We start from the raw sequence: 13,506 nt of genomic DNA on the forward strand, positions 1-13,506 counted from the left end.
ATGCACGTTCGATCCCTCGTTGGAGTGACATGCACATCACGTTCCCTTCCAGGCATGAACCATTTAGGCTCCGGGCACGTCCTCATCAACAACCGGCAAGCCAGCCGGCGGGACCGACCAAGACAAGCAACGCGAAACCGTAGCGCCACGCAATACGGCACATTCGCCGCGAACCGGCAACAGACAGCCATCCTGAGAAGAATTTTCGAAAAATGCCACGAGCGGGAACGTTTTCGGCCTGGTTGGATGTTGACCCTGGTACGACAGCTCGTCGAGCTAGAGAAGAGGCGACGTGACTACTGTTCTGACCCCCGCGAGCCCGCTGACCGCAGCAGACCGCTGTGACCGTTGCGGCGCCCAGGCCTACCTGCGCGTCGTACTGATCAGCGGCGGTGAACTGCTCTTCTGCGCCCACCACGGTCGCAAGTTCGAGCCGGAACTCAAGAAGATCGCCGCGGAAATACAGGATGAGACGGACCGGCTGACGGCCGTGCAGGCCCAGGCGGCCGAAGAGGAACAACACTGACACCTCGCATCCACGACGAGCCAGGGGCTGGTCCCGACCGGCCGACGGGCGGCTCCCCCACGCGGGGAGCCGCCCGTTCTCGTATCCGTTTCCCCGCGCCGGTCAGCCGGCGCCCTCCATCCACGTGAGGGCGGCGGAAACCCGCGTGTAGACGCCCGGGCTGCCCGCGCGCCCGCACCCGCTCCCCCAGGACACGAGACCGACGAGCCTCCCCTGGGCCACCAGGGGCCCTCCGCTGTCTCCCTGGCAGGCGTCGTACCCACCCCGGGGTTCGCCCGCGCAGAGCATCGCGGATGCGTCGTACGCGCCGTTGACGGCGCCCGGCGGATAGGCCTGCTCGCACGAACTGTCCGGGAGCACGGTCACATCCGCGGACCGGAGCGACGACGCGTAGTCACCGTTGCCGGTCGTATCACCCCAGCCGTAGACCACCGCGGCGGCTCCGGAGTCGTACGCGGAATCACCGGCCCCGGCCATGGGAATGACGCTGCGCTCCGGCAGCGCCTCGGCGAGGGTGAGCACCGCGACGTCACCGCTGTTGGTGGCAGGTTCGAAACCGGGGTTGACCCACGTTCCGCTCACCGCGATCTCCTTGCCGCCTGCGGCGTTCAGCTCGTCCCGGCCCGAGATGATCCGCAGATCGCGTACCTGGCCGACATCGACGCCCAGCGCCTCCCGGCTCAGACAGTGCGCGGCCGTAAGGGCCTTCTTCGGCCCGACCACGACGGCTCCGCAGAACTGACCGGCGCGGGTTCCACCGAACCGGTCACGGCTGGACAGCGCCACCACCCAGGGGCTGTCCTTGACGTGAGCGGGCCGGCCGCCGATGACGATGCTGTCGGCGACTGCCGAGGCAGGTGACGCGAGCGGTATCGCGGCCGTTGCGGCGGTGAGGGCGAGCGCCCCGGTCATGGCGCGGAAGACGGTGCGGGACATACCTGCTCCTGACTCTGTGATGGACGATGCCCACCCAGAGTCATTCCGCAGACCATGACCCGCACCCTCACGGAGCCGCCGCCCCCTGTCGGCACACAGGCCGAGGGCCCGGATCCCGCAGGGTGCTGTTGGTCCATTCCAACGGCACCCCGGGTATCCGGGCCCTCGGCCTTGCGACTGAGCCGGCCTAGTCGAGATAGTCGCGCAGGACCTGCGAGCGCGACGGGTGGCGCAGCTTGGACATCGTCTTGGACTCGATCTGACGGATGCGCTCACGCGTCACGCCGTAGACCTTGCCGATCTCGTCCAGCGTCTTCGGCTGCCCGTCGGTGAGACCGAAGCGCATGGAGACCACGCCCGCCTCACGCTCGGAGAGGGTGTCGAGCACCGAGTGCAGCTGCTCCTGGAGGAGCGTGAAGCTGACCGCGTCCGCCGGAACAACGGCCTCGGAGTCCTCGATCAGGTCACCGAACTCGCTGTCCCCGTCCTCACCCAGCGGGGTGTGGAGGGAAATCGGCTCACGGCCGTACTTCTGGACCTCGATGACCTTCTCGGGGGTCATGTCGAGTTCCTTGGCCAGCTCCTCCGGGGTGGGCTCACGGCCCAGGTCCTGGAGCATCTGGCGCTGCACGCGCGCAAGCTTGTTGATGACCTCGACCATGTGCACCGGGATACGGATGGTGCGGGCCTGGTCGGCCATGGCGCGGGTGATCGCCTGACGGATCCACCAGGTGGCGTACGTGGAGAACTTGTAGCCCTTGGTGTAGTCGAACTTCTCGACGGCACGGATCAGGCCGAGGTTGCCCTCCTGGATCAGGTCCAGGAAGAGCATGCCGCGGCCGGTGTAACGCTTGGCCAGCGAGACCACGAGGCGGAGGTTGGCCTCCAGCAGGTGGTTCTTGGCGCGGCGGCCGTCCTCGGCGATGATCTCCAGCTCGCGCTTGAGCTTGGGAGCGAGCTTGTCGGCATTCGCCAGCTTGTCCTCGGCGAACAGACCCGCCTCGATGCGCTTGGCGAGCTCGACCTCCTGCTCGGCGTTGAGGAGCGGGACCTTGCCGATCTGCTTCAGGTAGTCCTTGACCGGGTCGGCCGTGGCGCCGGCGACGGCGACCTGCTGAGCAGGTGCGTCGTCCTCGTCGTCGTCGGAGAGGACGAAGCCCTTGTTCTCGCCCTCGCCCTCCTCTTCCTCACCCTTGGCAGCCTTGACTTCCTCGACCGCGTCGTCGCCGTCGAGCATCTCGTCGTCCTGCTTGCCGGCCTTCTTGGACGCGGTCTTCTTCGCCGCCGTCTTCTTCACGGCGGTCTTCTTGGCAGCCGTCTTCTTGGCTGCCGCCTTCTTCGCAGGTGCGGCCGCGGCGGCGTCATCGGCCACCGCGTCCACGGTCTCGGCCGACGGGGCGGCGGCCGCAACGGTCCGCGTCACGGCCGGCTTGGCCGCGACGGTCTTGGTGGCGGTGCGCTTGACCGGGCTCTTCGCTGCGACGCTGCTCTTGCGGGCGCGCTTCGACGGCTCCGCGGCACTGACCATCAGCGTCACACCCTCTTCCTCGAGGATCTGGTTGAGGCTGCGCAGAACGTTCTTCCACTGGGTTGGCGGAATCTGGTCAGCCTCGAAGGCCCGACGCACGTCATCGCCGGCGATCTGCCCATCAGCCTTTCCCCGCTCGATGAGCGCCATGACAGATTCGGACTCGGCGATCTCCGGCGGGAGCGTACGGGATGTGCTGGCCGACACGAACAACCTCTCGGAACGATGGAAACGGCTTCCGGCCCGGCCCTGAGGGGCTGGAACCGACGACCGTCGGGCTGGGAATGTACCGACGGCGCGGGCTACGCCTTAGAACTGCACAGCGCACTGAACGGCTGCTGTATTCCTTCCGTGGCGGTCACCTCTTAAGTCATCGCGCTGTTTCGAGGAGTGTTACGCCCAATCCGCGTGGCCCGAGTCACACCCCATGGGGTCACGAACCAGATCAAGGGTGACATCTCTCCACAATTGTGCCGCCGGACCGTCGCGGTCCGACGACACATGGCCCGTACACCCTGACCGCGCGCCGCGGTCAGTGCTCGCGCGGCGCCGGCACGACTCGCTCCACCTGCACCACGAGCAGCTGACGCATGGCCGCCTCGGCGCCCGCGGAGTCGCCGGTCGCGAGGGCGTCGACGATACGGGCGTGGTGGCCGAGCGATGCCTCGTTGGGCCGGTCGCAGCCGGTCACCGGACCGCCGGAAACCTGAAGCGCGGCCGAAACGATGCCGGAGAGGTGCTCCAGCATGCGGTTGCCGGCGGCCTGGATGAGCAAGGAGTGGAACTCCGCGTCGGCGCGGGCACAGGTGATCACGTCGCCCTGCCCGAGCGCGTGCCCCATGATCTCGACCATGTCCCCGAGCCGCTGCTGGAGATCGTCACGCTTGTGACCGGCGGCGAGCCTGGCGGCCAGAGGTTCGATCGTCCACCGGAGCTCCGCCAGCTCACGACGCTGGTCGTCGCGCTGCGGGCCGAACGCGCGCCATTCGATGATGTCGGCATCGAGCAGATTCCAGTCACTGACCGGCCGGACCCGGGTGCCCACATTGGGCCGGGCACTGACCAGCCCCTTGGCCTCCAGCACGCGCAGTGATTCCCGGACAACGGTGCGGGAGACCTCGAATCGCTGGCCGATCTCCTCCGGGACCAGAGGCCGGTCGGCACCGAGGTCACCGGAAACGATCATCTGACCCAGCTGCTGAACAAGTTGGCCGTGCAGGCCGCGGCCCCGGCTGGCCGATCCGCGCCGGCCCACCCGGCCGAGTTCACTGTCGGGATCCCCCCAGGACCGGGCGGCGGCACGCTCGCCGGCCGGCGCATCCGCGTGGGGGTAACGGTCGAGTTCGCCCGGGCCGGCGAGGCCGGTGTCGGCAGTGCGGGCGGCGGTCATCATGGTGTGCGCAAGGGTACTCACGCATCATTTGTCGGCGCGGCCCAGCCACCCCTTGAGGTCTTTGGTGAAAAGCACACGAAAGGGTGATCGGCACTCGCCTGCCAATTGACGCCTTACTGGCACAAACCAGGCATTTCTTATGGAGTTGTGGATCTTTACGGATTCGGATTCCCTTCAGCGATCACCAACGCACTCTGCCGCGAAGGCTCGTGAACAGATACGCGCAGACAAGGACGGACAACGACAAGGTCAGCGCTGCTCCCACGGGGTGCGCCACGACCCGCACCAGGGCCAGCACCCACCGGTCGGCCTCCTGCGGCCACTGCAGCCAGGCCAGTTCCCCGAGCCGGCCCGGAAGTCCGCTCATCGACCGGGCGGTCGGCGCCTTCGGCATCGCCTGGATGAGCGGAACCATCAGCACGGGAACGGCGAGTACGGCCGCGACGCCCGCCGCCGTCACGCGGAAGATCCCTGCCGCCAGCAACCCTGCCCAGGCGCAGCCGACCGCCAGACCCGACCAACTCACGGCCAGTGAGACCGCGTTCGAAGGGACCCTGACCAAGTCACCGCCGTACACAAGACGGAGAGACTCTGCCGAGGCGAGCACGACGAACAGCGCCAGGAACAACGCGACGCCCGCCGACACGGCCAGCTTGGCGAGGAGGAGGCCGAGCCGGCGGGGAACGGTCCCGCGGCCGGCCGCGAGCGCGGGATAGCGGAACTCGTCGCCGAAGGAGAGGGCGCCGAGCAGTCCGGCCCCGAGGGCGGCGGGTGGCAGCGGCAGCAGCGAAGGCCAGGCGACCAGCACGTGCGGCAGCGGCGTACGGCCGTTGCGGGCGAGCACGACCGACAGCATCGCCGAGGCGACAAGAGTGACGGCGATGATCAGAGTCGTGGTCCTGACGCCGAAGAGGCGGCGCAGTTCATAACGCACCGGACGCAGCGGACCGCGCGCCGGGCGCCGCCTGATCGGCGGCGGCAACTGGGCCCCGCCGGAGTCCGCGGCCGCCCCGGAGGCGTCTTTGGCGGCGGCAGCGCCGATCGCACGGGAAGCGGCGCCGCCATCCGTGGCGGCACCGCCGGTATTCCTGGTGGCGCCGACAGCCGGCGCATCACCAGGGAGGCCGTCGCCCGGGGCACGAGAGGCGGGACCCGTGTCCCCGACCTCGTCGGCGAGCTGATGGACCGGAATCCGGTGGCGGAACGCCGCGTCACCGACCTCCGCACAACTGCTGCCGTAGACGGAGAGGCGGCTGCTGCTCTCCTCGGTGACGACTTCGATGGAGCGCCGGGCGACGCGCGCCTCGCGGCTGACGATCGCGGCGAGGCGTGCGGCGTGCGGGGAACGGACCGCGACGCGGGGGCGCAGACGGGTGCGGGAGAAGTCCGCACCGTCCTGGTCGGCGACGAGACGTCCTGCGTGGATGGTCACCACGTGGCCGGCCGACCGCGCGGCTTCCTTGGGGTTCTGCGTGGTGTAGAGAACCGTCCCGCCCCGATCGGCATGGGACCTGAGCATTCCGTGCAGCCAGTCCGCCTCCCGGGCGCCGAGACCTTCCGCCGGTTCGTCGAGGATGAGCGTGTGAGGGTCGGCGAGCAGCGCGGAGGCGAGCGCCAGCCTGCGGTCCATGCCCGGGGAGAGCGTGCCGATGCGCTGGTCCCCCAGCCCGGCGAAACCCACGGCGTCCAGCACCTCGTCGGCCCTGGACGCGGGCACTCCCCCGGCGGCGCAGAGCATGCGGAGCTGTCCACGGGCCGTGCGCGCGGGGTGCCCGGGCACGTCCCCGAGCACCACGCCCACCTCCCGGGCCGGATGGGCCACGCGGTGCAGCGGCCTGCCCCGGAAGTATGTGATGCCACGTCCCGGCTCGAGTTCGAGCATCAGGCGCAGGGCCGAGGTCTTGCCCGAGCCCGGTGGGCCCAGGAGCGCGGTCACACAGCCGGGCCCCGCTTCGAACGTGAGGTCGTCCACGGCGGGCGGAAGTCCGCGGTGGCGGGCACTGGTGAGTCCGATGGCCTGGAGCATCGCTTCTCTCGCAGGAGGTGAGGCCGCTCGACGGCAGGAGTACCGCAGCAAGATAACCCGACATATCAGACTTTTTGCGCAAGGCCGGATCCATGGCGTTCCGACGGATCACCGCACCGGGCCCCGGCGAACCGGACCCGGGTCAGGCCGCGGGACCTGGTCTCCGGCGTCCGGACGCCAAGCGTCAGACCTCGGGCCGCAGCATCGGCGGATTCAGCACGGTGGCCGAACCGGACCGGAACAACTGGGCGGGGCGGCCGCCCTGCCTGGTGGTCGTGCCGCCGGCGGGCACCAGGAAGCCGGGCGTGCCCGTCACCTTGCGATGGAAGTTCCTCGGATCGAGCACCACGCCCCACACCGCTTCGTACACCCTGCGCAGCTCGCCGACCGTGAACGCCGGCGGGCAGAACGCGGTGGCCAGGGAGGAGTACTCGATCTTGGAGCGGGCCCGCTCCACTCCGTCGGCGAGGATCCGGGCGTGGTCGAAGGCCAACGGCACCTGGTGTTCGCCGTCACGCCCGTAGCCCTCCTGCGCACCGAGCAGGTCCTCGACGGGTGCCCAGCGCGCGCTGTTCGCGTCACCGCCCGCCCGGGGAGCGGGCAGGTCGGGGGCCAGCGCGAGATGAGCGACGCTGACGACCCGCATGCGGGGATCGCGCGCGGGGTCCCCGTATGTGGCCAGCTGTTCCAGGTGGGCCCCGTTGCCGACCGCAGGGGTGGCCGGGTCGTGCGCACACAGCCCGGTCTCCTCGACGAGCTCGCGCGCCGCCGCGGCACCGAGGTCCTCGTCGGCCCTGACGAATCCGCCGGGCAGCGCCCATCGGCCCTGGAACGGCGTCTCGCCCCGGCGTACCACCAGCGCGCAGAGCGCGTGACGGCGCACCGTGAGCACGACCAGGTCGACGGTGACAGCGAAGGGCGGGAAGGTCGACGGGTCGTAGGGCGGCATGCCGTGATCATAGTCGTCTGCCTGACGATAAACACTCCCTTCGCGATGCTCTTCATCGGTCACCGCGATGGTCCTCATCGGTCACGGTGCCCGGTGGAACCGAGCGGTGCGGTGCCGGAATCCGGCACCGCACCGCTCTCACCGTCCGGTCCTGGTCCCGCGGCGGCCCTGAGCGCGCGGCCGGCCTGCGCGGCCCTTGCCGGCCACCGTGCCGGAACGGGCGGCTCCGGACCGCGTCCGACGCCGCGCAGCCGCCTGCACGCGCACGGAACGGGCCCCCGCGACCCGTCCGGTACCGTGCCCCCGCCGCGCCGTCCGTCCGCCGCTCTCACCGCGCAGGCAGCGCCGCAGCGTCTCCGGATCGAGGCCCTGGTTACAGGCCTCGTGCAGCAGCTGGGCGAAGGTGTATCCGGGATCCAGCCTCAGGGCGAGGCCCAGCGCGACCCTCGCCGCCGGCTCGTCACCGGTCGACCACGAGACCCAGCCCGCCAGGGTGAGCGGCGCCGCCGCATGCTCCTCGTACGGTGCGACGCACCGGCGCGCCAGCGCCCGCCACAGCCGCAGCGCGGGCTGCGCCCCGGGCCCTTCCATCCACTCCGCGGCCCTGTCCCGGGTCTCCCGGTCCTGCAGACCGAGGATCAGCGCGGCGGCCTCCTCATCGCTGATCAGCCGGTCGTCGTTGAGGTCGGACAACGAGGGCGTTGCCGCCGGGGCCTGTCCGAGGCGCTCCATGAGCCGACGGGCGAGCTCCAGGGTCGTGTCGCCCACCTCCTTGCGGCTCTCTTCGTCGAGAAGCTTCGGCACCAGCGCGGACCCGGCCGCGTCCAGAGCCCGTTCCTGCTCCCGGCCTTCCCCGCCCGGCTGGGGCACAAGCCTGGCCTCCATCTCCCGCAGCGAGCCCCGCACCTGGATGCCGGCGTAGGCCGCTGCCGCGGCCATCACCGAGGTGCCCTGCATGGCCAGCGGATTTCCCTCGGCCGGGCAGCAGCGGGCGTCGGGGCAGACGTAGGACCAGAACCTGTCTCCGGAGATGCAGAGCGCTTCGAGCACCGGCACGTCCAGCGCCCCGCAGGCGGTGCGCAGCCGCTGGGCGAAGGGCCGCAGCCGCTCCATGGTCTGGTGGCCCGATTCTCCTTCGGCCGGGTCCTGGCAGAGGAAGACCACGATCGCGTCGGGCCGGCCGCCGCGCCGCTCGCTCCCCTTGATCAGGCACTCGGCCAGCTGCTCGGCCACCGATGGCCACTCGTGCGCGGACTGCGGGATGCCGAGCCTCAGCCGCCCGCCGAAACGGCCGCGGCCGCCGTGCAGCGCGACCATGACCACGCTGTCGTTCGGATGGAATCCCATGAGATACGGAAGGGCGTCCGCCAGCTCGGCCGGCCCTCGCAAGGTGATCTGCTGGTCGTCGGACGGTCCGGTGGGTTCGTGGTGCTTGTTCATGGGATGACCGTCCCCCGACGGGCCACATTCCGCGACCCCCTGTGGATAACTTATCCACAGGGACCGCGCGGGCGTTCGCGCTTTGTCGTACCCATCGGGTTGCATGGGGGTATGACCAACGCAGACCGTGCAGAGCTCAGGGCCTCGGCCGATTCCGTACTGGCACGACTCGTCGGGGACGCCTCCGGCACTGCCCGGCTGCGCGAGGACCAGTGGCGGGCCATCGAGGCGCTTGTCGCGGACAAGCGCAGGGCGCTGGTCGTCCAGCGGACCGGCTGGGGAAAGTCCGCCGTGTATTTCGTCGCCACGTCGCTGCTCCGTGCGCAGGGCAGCGGGCCGACGGTGATCGTCTCGCCGTTGCTGGCGCTGATGCGCAACCAGGTGGCGGCCGCGGCCCGGGCCGGGATCAGCGCGCGGACGATCAATTCGTCCAACACCGAGGAGTGGGACACCGTGCAGGCCGAGGTGGCCGCAGGTGAGGTGGATGTGCTGCTCGTCAGCCCCGAGCGGCTCAACAACCCCGATTTCCGGGATCAGGTCCTGCCCAGGCTCGCCGCCGCGACCGGGCTGCTCGTGGTCGACGAGGCGCACTGCATCTCCGACTGGGGCCATGACTTCCGGCCCGACTACCGGCGGCTGCGGACCATGCTCGCCGATCTGCCCGCAGGCGTGCCCGTCCTCGCGACCACCGCCACGGCGAACGCCCGCGTGACGGCGGACGTCGCAGAGCAGCTGGGGACCGGCGCCGGTACGGACGCGCTCGTCCTGCGGGGCCCGCTGGACCGGGAGAGCCTGAGCCTCGGCGTCCTGCAACTGCCCAACGCCGCGCACCGGCTGGCCTGGCTCGGCGACCACCTCAAGGAGCTCCCCGGTTCGGGGATCATCTACACCCTGACGGTCGCGGCGGCCGAGGAGGTCACCGCGCATCTCCGCCAGTGCGGCCACACCGTCGCCTCGTACACCGGCCGTACCGAGAACGCCGACCGGCAGCAGGCCGAGGACGATCTGCTCGCCAACCGCGTCAAGGCACTGGTGGCGACCTCCGCGCTGGGCATGGGATTCGACAAGCCCGATCTCGGATTCGTCGTCCACCTGGGCTCGCCCTCCTCCCCCATCGCCTACTACCAACAGGTGGGCCGTGCCGGCCGCGGCGTCGAGCACGCCGAGGTGCTGCTGCTCCCCGGCAAGGAGGACGAGGCGATCTGGCAGTACTTCGCGTCGGTCGCCTTCCCCCCCGAGGAGCAGGTCCGGCGCACGATCGACGCGCTCGCCCAGGCCGGCCGGCCGCTCTCGCTGCCCGCACTGGAACCGCTGGTCGACCTGCGGCGCACCCGCCTGGAAACCATGCTCAAGGTGCTCGACGTCGATGGAGCGGTCCGACGGGTCAAGGGCGGCTGGACCGCCACGGGCGAGCCCTGGGTCTACGACGCCGAGCGGTACGCCTGGGTGGCGCGTCAACGGGCGGCCGAACAGCAGGCGATGCGCGACTACGCGACGACGGACGGCTGCCGGATGGAGTTCCTGCGCCGCCAGTTGGACGACGAGGTGGCGACCGCCTGCGGACGGTGCGACAACTGCGCCGGATCCCGCTTCGACGAGGCCGTCTCCACGGCCGCCCTGGACACCGCACGGGGGGAACTCGGCCGGCCGGGCGTCGAGGTGGAGCCGCGCAAGATGTGGCCGACCGGTCTCGCCGCGGTGGGCGTCGACCTCAAGGGCCGGATCCCCGCCGGAGAGCTGGCCGGCACCGGCCGGGCGCTGGGCCGCCTCTCCGACATCGGCTGGGGCAACAGGCTGCGCCCCATGCTGGCCGCGCAGGCGCCCGACGCCCCGGTCCCGGACGATGTGGCCACAGCGGTGGTGACGGTGCTGGCGGACTGGGCCAGGGGCCCGGGAGGCTGGGCACCCGGTGCGGTGAACGCCGTCCCGCGGCCGGTCGGCGTCGTCACCGTGGCCTCCCACAGCAGGCCCCAGCTCATCCAGTCGCTCGGCAGCCGCATCGCCGAGGTCGGGCGCATGCCCCTCCTGGGCAGCATCGGCTACGCCCCGGGAGCCGAAGGGAACCGGATCTCGCAGACCAACAGCGCCCAGCGGGTCCGCGCCCTGCACGAACGGCTCGTGGTGGGGCCGGAGCTGGCCGAGGCGCTGTCCGCAGCGGACGGGCCCGTCCTGCTCGTGGACGACCGCTCCGACACCGGCTGGACCCTGGCGGTGGCGGCCCGGCTCCTGCGGCGGGCCGGGGCGGGCGGCGTGTTTCCGCTGGTCCTCGCTGTTCAGGCGTGACGGATGGCGTCACCAGGTGCCGGACTGGGCAGGGATATCCGTGTCATTCCGGCTGATTACCGTCAGCCGCACCAATTGCTCGTTGCCGCCTGCCGATACGCCAGGGAGAATTGGACTCGCTCCCCGCACGGTCTTTTCGCGGGCCCGGAAGGGCTGTGCCGCGGCGCGCCCTCACCCGACCCTGCCCGCATCGTGGGCGCGTATGCGAAGGGAGGACCGTGACCTTCGGATTCGCACCGTCCGCAGCCACATCGATGTCGCCGGCCGCCGACTCCGCCAACCGCCTTGCCAGGATGCTCGAACCGGCCGAGTGGGCAGCGGCGGGCATACCGCTGCTGCGCAGCCCGCGTGAGGTGGTGAGCGGCCTGCACGCGAGGCACCGGCCGACCGCGCAGACAGCGGTCGTCGCCGTGCTCGACCACGAGGAACGCCTGACGGCCAGCGCCTCGTTCGCCCGTCGTTCGGTGACGGCGGACGGCTGGGAGTTCCGTAACGCCCTGCTGGCGCACCTGCGTCGGGTGATCCCGCACGATCTTCGCCGCCGCACGCCCGTGCGTACCGCCGTGCTGCTCTACTGCCGCGAGGGGGACGAGCGTTGGACGGAGGAGGACGGGGCCTGGATGTGGGGACTGCGCGACGCCTGCACCCTGCACGGGCTGCGGTGCGGCGCGTACATCACGCTGACCCGCGGCGGCTGGCAGGTGCTGGGAGAGGGCCGCGGCGGCCGTCGCCCCCACTCCATGTCGCAGCCGTCCTCGCTCGCCGACACTGCGCTGGACCAGGATCCCGGCCCGCTGCGGACGGGCGGTGGCGCGGTGCAGGCGTTGCACCGCACCGCGGCTCGCTGACCCGGGCGGAGCGAACCGGCGGTGCAACCGGGGAAGTGCAACCCCGGCGGTGGGACCCGGCCGCCCTCAGTGGCAGCCGGGTCACCGGGATGGTTCCGGACGCACCGTCAACTCCACGCGGGCCCGTCCGGATACCCGCACCGAACGCACCCTCGACGACGCTCCGCCTCAGACGCCCGCGCCGAGCACGGCGTTGACCCGCTGCGGATCGCCGCAGACGATCAGCAGGGCTCCGGCACGGCGCTGCGCCGCCGACAGCGCACGCGCGGCGGTGTCGTCGTCCACGCTGTTGACCGCGATGATCACCACCGGTCGTGACATCACCCGGTCCGCTGCTGCGGCGCCGGCGAAGAACACGTCGTCGCCCGCTTCGTGCTGGGCCCAGTAGGCGGCCTCGCCGAAGGAGAGCTCGTGCGTCGCCCACGGGTGCTGCTCGCCCGTGGTGAGCACCAGGATGTCGCCGGGTGCGCGGCCGGAGTCGAGCAGCAGGTCCACCGCCTCGTCGGCGGCGTCGAGCGCACCGTCGGCCGCGGCGGGGATCACCTGGAGCTGGGGTGCGGAACGATTCTCCGGCCGGGCCGCCTGGGGCTGGCCGGAGGTGGGGTGCGGGCGCGGCGCCGGGGGCGCGGGCCTCGCGGGGCCGGGACCCGGACGACCGGGGCGCGGCGTGGCCGCGGAACGCGGACCGGGTACGGGACGAGGGGTCGACGCGGTACGGCCGGTGGCCGGTGTGACGCGGGGACCCTGGGCGCTCTCGTGAATCTGAGGCTCCTCGGGGATGAGAGGCATGGGTGGTTGTCTATCAAACGCCGGCGCACGAGGCGTCGGCGGGTGGGCACATGTGCGCGATCAGAAGTCGAAGCCGAGCTGGCCCCCGCTTTCCAGTGCGGCCGCCTCGGCGGAGAAGCGGACCTTCTTGAGGTGCTGCCACCTGGGCAGCGCGTCGAGGTAGGACCACGAGAGGCGGTGGTGGACCGTGGGGCCCCGCTCCTCCAGCGCGGCCCTGTGCACAGGGGACGGGTAGCCGGCGTTGGCGTCGAAGGCGAAGTCCGCGTACTCGCCGGAGTCGGCGCCGAGTGCGGCCATCACGGCGTCCCTGCGGACCTTCGCGATCACCGAGGCCGCGGCGACCGCGACGCAGGACTGATCGCCCTTGATGACCGTACGTACCTGCCAGGGCAGACCCAGATAGTCATGTTTGCCGTCCAGGATCACCGCGTCGGGTCGCACCGGCAGCGCTTCCAGGGCCCGCACGGCGGCGAGCCGCAGCGCAGCGGTCATCCCGAGGTCGTCGATCTCCTGCGGGGTGGCGTCGCCGAGCGCGTACGCGGTGACCCAGCGCTCCAGCAGCGGCGCGAGCTCCGCGCGGCGCTTGGGGCTGATCAGTTTGGAGTCGGTGAGTCCGGCGGGAGGCTTACGGAGGCCGGTGACCGCTGCACACACGGTGACCGGTCCCGCCCACGCTCCGCGTCCGACCTCGTCGACACCGGCGACGGTCTTGGCACCGGTGGTGGCGCGCAGTGAGCGCTCGACGGTGTGCGTGGGTGGTTCGTACGGCATGGCGCCAGCCAGCGTAC

The 13,506-nt window shown here is 71.1% G+C and carries 11 protein-coding genes; 3 read left to right on the plus strand and 8 right to left on the minus strand.

What is annotated here, in order from left to right:
• Window positions 1-292 precede the first annotated feature (292 nt).
• Window positions 293-526 (plus strand): DUF7455 domain-containing protein, encoded by a 234-nt coding sequence (locus ABTX18_RS30400; protein ID WP_024489001.1) that lies wholly within the window; start codon window positions 293-295, stop codon window positions 524-526.
• Between the two features lie 102 nt (window positions 527-628).
• On the opposite strand, the gene ABTX18_RS30405 is transcribed toward ABTX18_RS30400, so the two are convergent.
• The 6 genes from ABTX18_RS30405 to ABTX18_RS30430 all read right to left on the minus strand — a co-directional run bounded on the left by ABTX18_RS30405 (window position 629) and on the right by ABTX18_RS30430 (window position 8,798).
• The gene (locus ABTX18_RS30405; RefSeq protein WP_352125997.1) at window positions 629-1,462 is read right to left on the minus strand and encodes a S1 family peptidase; all 834 of its coding nucleotides are present in this window, start codon (window positions 1,460-1,462) and stop codon (window positions 629-631) included.
• A 187-nt stretch (window positions 1,463-1,649) separates the two neighbouring features.
• On the minus strand, window positions 1,650-3,197 hold the full coding sequence (locus tag ABTX18_RS30410; RefSeq protein ID WP_352125998.1) for an RNA polymerase sigma factor: 1,548 nt from the start codon (window positions 3,195-3,197) through the stop codon (window positions 1,650-1,652).
• Window positions 3,198-3,522: 325 nt separating this feature from the next.
• Window positions 3,523-4,383: a FadR/GntR family transcriptional regulator gene (locus ABTX18_RS30415; protein ID WP_352126071.1), complete on the minus strand. Its 861-nt coding sequence runs from the start codon at window positions 4,381-4,383 to the stop codon at window positions 3,523-3,525.
• A 181-nt stretch (window positions 4,384-4,564) separates the two neighbouring features.
• Entirely contained in the window at window positions 4,565-6,409 is a 1,845-nt protein-coding gene (locus tag ABTX18_RS30420; RefSeq protein WP_352125999.1) for an ATP-binding cassette domain-containing protein, read from the minus strand.
• A 184-nt stretch (window positions 6,410-6,593) separates the two neighbouring features.
• On the minus strand, window positions 6,594-7,358 hold the full coding sequence (locus ABTX18_RS30425) for an NUDIX hydrolase (RefSeq protein ID WP_352126000.1): 765 nt from the start codon (window positions 7,356-7,358) through the stop codon (window positions 6,594-6,596).
• A 138-nt stretch (window positions 7,359-7,496) separates the two neighbouring features.
• Window positions 7,497-8,798 carry a DUF4192 domain-containing protein gene (locus ABTX18_RS30430; protein ID WP_352126001.1) on the minus strand — a complete coding sequence of 434 codons (1,302 nt, stop codon included), beginning with the start codon at window positions 8,796-8,798 and terminating at the stop codon, window positions 7,497-7,499.
• A gap of 111 nt (window positions 8,799-8,909) precedes the next feature.
• On the opposite strand from ABTX18_RS30430, the gene ABTX18_RS30435 reads away from it, so the two are divergent.
• Both ABTX18_RS30435 and ABTX18_RS30440 read left to right on the plus strand, forming a co-directional pair.
• The gene (locus ABTX18_RS30435) at window positions 8,910-11,081 is read left to right on the plus strand and encodes a RecQ family ATP-dependent DNA helicase (protein ID WP_352126002.1); all 2,172 of its coding nucleotides are present in this window, start codon (window positions 8,910-8,912) and stop codon (window positions 11,079-11,081) included.
• 218 nt (window positions 11,082-11,299) lie between these two features.
• Complete coding sequence (locus ABTX18_RS30440; protein ID WP_352126003.1) at window positions 11,300-11,929, plus strand: hypothetical protein; 630 nt, start codon at window positions 11,300-11,302, stop codon at window positions 11,927-11,929.
• 168 nt (window positions 11,930-12,097) lie between these two features.
• On the opposite strand, the gene ABTX18_RS30445 is transcribed toward ABTX18_RS30440, so the two are convergent.
• Window positions 12,098-12,718, minus strand: a complete 621-nt coding sequence (locus tag ABTX18_RS30445) for a hypothetical protein (protein WP_352126004.1) — start codon at window positions 12,716-12,718, stop codon at window positions 12,098-12,100.
• Window positions 12,719-12,778: 60 nt separating this feature from the next.
• On the minus strand, window positions 12,779-13,489 hold the full coding sequence (rnhB, locus tag ABTX18_RS30450; RefSeq protein ID WP_352126005.1) for a ribonuclease HII: 711 nt from the start codon (window positions 13,487-13,489) through the stop codon (window positions 12,779-12,781).
• Window positions 13,490-13,506 lie beyond the last annotated feature (17 nt).

It is taken from the genome of Streptomyces sp. NPDC096323 (assembly GCF_040302845.1).
In the GTDB taxonomy this organism is placed as follows: domain Bacteria; phylum Actinomycetota; class Actinomycetes; order Streptomycetales; family Streptomycetaceae; genus Streptomyces.

Excerpts from the sequence above, each read along its gene's own strand:
- ABTX18_RS30420 (WP_352125999.1), bottom strand. The coding sequence starts at position 6,409 with ATGCTCCAGGCCATCGGACTCACCAGTGCCCGCCACCGCGGACTTCCG.
- ABTX18_RS30430 (WP_352126001.1), bottom strand. The coding sequence starts at position 8,798 with ATGAACAAGCACCACGAACCCACCGGACCGTCCGACGACCAGCAGATC.
- rnhB (WP_352126005.1), bottom strand. The coding sequence starts at position 13,489 with ATGCCGTACGAACCACCCACGCACACCGTCGAGCGCTCACTGCGCGCC.
- ABTX18_RS30415 (WP_352126071.1), bottom strand. The coding sequence starts at position 4,383 with ATGATGACCGCCGCCCGCACTGCCGACACCGGCCTCGCCGGCCCGGGC.
- ABTX18_RS30425 (WP_352126000.1), bottom strand. The coding sequence starts at position 7,358 with ATGCCGCCCTACGACCCGTCGACCTTCCCGCCCTTCGCTGTCACCGTC.
- ABTX18_RS30445 (WP_352126004.1), bottom strand. The coding sequence starts at position 12,718 with ATGCCTCTCATCCCCGAGGAGCCTCAGATTCACGAGAGCGCCCAGGGT.
- ABTX18_RS30435 (WP_352126002.1), top strand. The coding sequence starts at position 8,910 with ATGACCAACGCAGACCGTGCAGAGCTCAGGGCCTCGGCCGATTCCGTA.
- ABTX18_RS30405 (WP_352125997.1), bottom strand. The coding sequence starts at position 1,462 with ATGTCCCGCACCGTCTTCCGCGCCATGACCGGGGCGCTCGCCCTCACC.